Annotated in this window: 4 protein-coding genes; 2 read left to right on the forward strand and 2 right to left on the reverse strand. The window is 70.0% G+C overall.

Translation table 11 applies throughout. From position 1 onward, the window contains the following. Window positions 1–447: 447 nt before the first annotated feature. A complete protein-coding gene (locus tag VFE05_16395; protein HET6231655.1) occupies window positions 448–1377 on the reverse strand; it encodes an N-acetylmuramoyl-L-alanine amidase in 930 nt (309 codons plus the stop codon). Window positions 1378–1895: 518 nt separating this feature from the next. Then, window positions 1896–2135 carry a hypothetical protein gene (locus VFE05_16400; GenBank protein HET6231656.1) on the reverse strand — a complete coding sequence of 80 codons (240 nt, stop codon included), beginning with the start codon at window positions 2133–2135 and terminating at the stop codon, window positions 1896–1898. A gap of 172 nt (window positions 2136–2307) precedes the next feature. On the opposite strand from VFE05_16400, the gene VFE05_16405 reads away from it, so the two are divergent. Next, complete coding sequence (locus tag VFE05_16405; GenBank protein ID HET6231657.1) at window positions 2308–3144, forward strand: DUF72 domain-containing protein; 837 nt, start codon at window positions 2308–2310, stop codon at window positions 3142–3144. Window positions 3145–3478: 334 nt separating this feature from the next. After that, window positions 3479–4397, forward strand: a 919-nt coding sequence (locus VFE05_16410; protein HET6231658.1) for a hypothetical protein, incomplete at its 3' end; no start/stop codon positions are given.

The raw sequence follows: 4397 nt of genomic DNA on the forward strand, positions 1-4397 counted from the left end.
AACTCTCCTCTGCAGAACCCTCTCGGAAATGCGAACACGCCTGCTCCCGCATCTCTCGATGTGCAACGGCAACATCTGCCTCCCCGCGCGTCACGCGGGAATGCAGCCGCGGATGAAAATGCGCTTCGAACGGGTTCACCCATCGGGAGATCCCGCGCGGATGCGATAAATCGCACCCCTACGGTCGGAGAGATCGTCAGGGCGTTCAAGGCGAGTGTCGCACGCCAGGTGAGGGTCGCGGGTGCAGTCGAATTCGCGTGGCAACGAAGCTACTACGAGCACGTCCTCCGCACCGAGGACCAGCTCGGGCGGGCTAGGAGATACATCGGCGAGAATCCACTGCGGTGGGCTTTGGACGAGGAGAATCCACGGCGGGGCTAGATCCAAAAGGGCCGGGCGGACGCTGGGGAGCGTCCGCCCGGCCTCATTCGTGTCCGCCGAGTCGCGTCAGGCGACGACGGAGCCGGTGCTGTCGGCGAGGGCGAGGTCTGCGGGGCGGTCCGGGAGCGCGGTGGTGGCCGCATCCAGGTACTGCGCGCTCACCCAGCCGCGCACGCCCGACGCGCCGTTCACGCTGCCCTGCACCGCCACCTGCTTCCACCCCCCGTTGTCCGCCAGCCCCTGCACCAGCGTACCGGGCGGCAGCGGGCTGCCGGCCACCGGCGCCGCGTCGGTGCTGGCCGCGCTCCGGATGTTCAGCGTCGACTTGGCCTTGAAGAACCCGCTCGCCGCAGACGGCTGCGCCGCCCCCGCGGCTGCCGAGCCCGAGCCGGCGCCCAGCATCACCTCGGCGCGGAACTGGTCCATCGGGAACGCCGGGCCCGGGTCGACCTTGCGGCCGGGGGAGATGTCCTCGTGCCCGATCACCTCCTTGATGCCATACGTCTTCACCAGCAACGTGGCGATCTCGCGCGCCACGTCCATCTGCGCCTGCGGGTACTTGAACCAGCCGGACGACTTGGTCTCGTTCTTGTGCACCGCCTGGATCACGTCGGCGTCCTTGTAGCTCCCGCCGAAGTCCGCCGCCCAGTGGTCGCCCTTGCGCGTGAGGCGGCCGGGGTTGTCCAGCTCGATGCCGATGGAGTACGTGTTCAGCCCGTCGATGCCCTCCCACGTACTCTTGCCCGCGTGCCACGCCACCTTGTTGAACGCCACCATCTGCGTGACCGAGCCATCCTTCCCGATCACCAGGTGCGCCGACGCCTTGGCCTGCGGGTCGGCCAGCCAGGTGATCGACTCCTTCGCGCTGCTGCCCGCGGTGAAGTGCATCACCAGGTAGCGGTGCTGGTTCACGCCGTTGGCGCTCACGTTGGGCGTGCGGACGAACGGGTACGGCGTGCCGTCGTCCTTCACCAGCAGGTGGTTGACGATTTTCATGGGGGAAGCTCCCTCGTGGAGATGGCGAGCCGCGCCGGAGCGCGGCGAGCGGGCGGAGGTCGGGAAGCGCCGGACGTGCGGCGCCTTCCGGAACCCACATCATTGCCTGTGCCGCCGGTCAAGTCAACACGGACGCCGCCGTTTTCGGCATCGCCACACGACACCCGCCGGCCGCGATACGCCCCACCCGCGCCACGCCTGCGACTTCGCGCAACGTGTGTCGTGTATCCGACGGGAGATGTGTTGCGGACGGCGGATATGGATGCGGTGACGGACGATGTGTTTCGGACGGGTGATGCAGGCGTGGCGGTAGATGTGGATCGGGGCGAGGCTTGGATGCAGCGAACGGAGGATGTCGATCGACCGTCGAGGATTCGGAGCGGGTCGGGAGATGCGGATCGGGTGGATGCTTCGCGGGAGACGGCGGGAGATGGGGGAAAGCCCGCGGGGGATCCCGATGCTCTGGGATCCCCCGCTGTCTTCCCCTGGAGAGGGAAACTTCGTGCTCTTGGATACTTCTACAGGTCCATGGTGCTCTGCGTTCCATCGGGCCGGCCGTTGGAGCCGCGCAGCCACTGCACGAGCTTCATCACCAGCCACACCAGCAGCACCAGCGGCAGCACCTTGAACAGGAGGACGCCGCCCAGAACGAAGGCCACGCCGAGCACCGCCGCCACCACCTTCAGCGCCACGACCGCGAGGATCACGACGACTGCCCACTTGATGATCGTTTCCAGAGTGTTGTTGCTGTCGCTCATCGGAGTGCTCCCGAGCAGGTTCGAATTCCAGGTGCCAACTTGCTTGGGAGTGCCTACGCGGCCCGCATCGCCGAAGTTTCAGCGGCGCGGCGCGGGCGTGGCGGAGCGGTGCGGCGGCGTCCATATTGTGCGGCGGGGCACGCCGTCCATCTCCCGAAAGAGCGCCGCCTGCATGAGCTTCCAGACCGGTCCGGCCCGCATCCGCATGGGCACGCAGGGGTGGAACTACCCCGGCTGGGTGGGCGCCTTCTACCCCGAGGGCACGCGCCCGGCCGACTTCCTGGGCACGTACGCCCGCGCCTTCGACACGGTGGAGGTCGACTCCACGTTCTACGCGATCCCGCCCGCCAAGACGGTGCGCGGCTGGGCGGATCGCACGCCGCCGGGCTTCACCTTCGCGCTGAAGATGCCGCAGGAGGTCACCCACGAGCGCCGCCTGGTGGACGCGGAGCCCGTGGTGGACGAGTTCACCGACCGCGCGCGCGAGCTGGGCGACAAGCTGGGACCCGTCCTGGTGCAGATGGGCCCGGACTTCGTGCCGGCCGAGATGCCGGCGCTGGAGCGCTTCCTGGCCCGCCTGCCGCGCGACATGCGCTTCGCGTTGGAGCTGCGGCACGCGCGGTGGGTGCGCCCGCAGGTGCTGCCCGACGTGCTGTCGCTGCTGGCCGAGCACGGCGTGGCGCTGGCGCTCAGCGACGGCCGCTGGATCCCGCGCGAGGTGATGACGGAGCTGGCCGGGCGCCCCACGGCGGAGTTCCACTACGTCCGGTGGATGGGCCCCAACCGCGACATCGTGGACTACTCGCGCGTGGTGGTGGACCGCACGGACGAGCTGGAGGGCTGGGCCACGGTGCTCCAGGGGCTGCCCGGGCGCGGCGTGTCCGTCTTCGGCTACGTCAACAACCACTACCAGGGCCACAGCCCCGCCTCTGCCCGGCAGATGCAGACGCTGCTCGGGCAGGCGCCCGTGGAGCCCGGCCGCCTGAGCGAGCAGATCTCGCTCTTCTGACGCCGGCTCCTCGCGCAGGGTTGCCCCTCCTCTGTCGATCGGCATCTCGCCGCGCGCCGGTGCGCTGACCGGTAGAGATTCCGCCACGGCACATCGTCCGATCGCATCTCCAATCTTCATCTCCCGTCCCGCCTCTCGTCCGATTCGAGATGCGGGGCGTTTTCTCGCGCGCCCGTGCGAGGCGTCGAGGCGGACTACGCGTCGTGGGGAGATGTCCCGCGCGAAGTTCCGGCATTTCCTCTCGGTTCGTGCGGAAGGACCGCGCTATCGTGGGGTGCGGGGCCACGGCCCGCCCCGCACGCGCAGTCTGGACGAACCCGCACGGGAGTCTGAGATGAACGCGCTCCGCCAGAGGTCCCCGCTTCCACTCTTCGGCCTGCTCGTCTCCGGCGTCTACGCCGCCGAAGTGCTCACCGTACGCCTCGCCTTTCCCCGCACCTCGTCGCCCGGCCTGCTCGCGCTGGCCGTGGTGTTCGATCTGGCCGTCGTCGTGCCGGCCGTCTACTGGCACCTCTTCCTGCGCGGACGCCAGCCGGTCGCGAAGGTGGCGCCGGTGCTCCTGCTCAGCCTGGTCGGCGCGGCGGCGGTGCTGCCCGGCGGTATCCGCATGCTCGCGCCGCTCCTGCCGTACGCCGCCGCACTCGCGGAGCTGCTCGTCGTCGGCCTGGTGGCGCGGAAGCTCGCCGCGTCGCTCCGCCGGTCAACGCAGATGCCGGGCGACGCAGCGGACCGCATCCGCCGCGCGGCCGTGGAGGCGCTGCCCTTCCGCGCCGTCGCCGAGGCGATCGCGTTCGAGGTATCGCTCATCTACTACGCACTGTTCAGCTGGCGCGCTCGCCCCGTGGTGCCACAGGGCGCGGAGGCGTTCACCAGTCACCGCCGAAGCGGCTACACGGCGCTGGTGGCCGCGCTGGTGATGGTGAGCGTCGTGGAGGGCATCGCCGTGCACCTGCTGGTGGAGGCGCGGAGCGCGACCGCGGCGTGGACGATCACCGCCGTGGGCCTGTACGGCGTGCTGTGGGTGCTGGGCGACCTGCAGGCGCTGCGTCTGCGGCCCACGCTGCTGGAGCGCGACCGGCTGCACGTGCGCGTGGGGCTGCGATGGGCGGTGCGCGCGGACTGGCACGACATCGCCGAGCTGCGCGACGTGGGCGGCGAGACGCTGCCGGAGAAGGCGCCCGGGTATCTGCGCGCCACGGTGCTCGGCAAGCCGCGCCTGGTGCTGGAGCTGCGCCGGCCGGTGACCGCGCACG

It is taken from the genome of Longimicrobiaceae bacterium, assembly GCA_035696245.1.
Taxonomy (GTDB): domain Bacteria; phylum Gemmatimonadota; class Gemmatimonadetes; order Longimicrobiales; family Longimicrobiaceae; genus DASRQW01.

Bases quoted from the DNA above. Each gene is read 5' to 3' on its own strand.
- VFE05_16405 (HET6231657.1), top strand. From the start codon at position 2,308: ATGAGCTTCCAGACCGGTCCGGCCCGCATCCGCATGGGCACGCAGGGG.
- VFE05_16400 (HET6231656.1), bottom strand. From the start codon at position 2,135: ATGAGCGACAGCAACAACACTCTGGAAACGATCATCAAGTGGGCAGTC.
- VFE05_16395 (HET6231655.1), bottom strand. From the start codon at position 1,377: ATGAAAATCGTCAACCACCTGCTGGTGAAGGACGACGGCACGCCGTAC.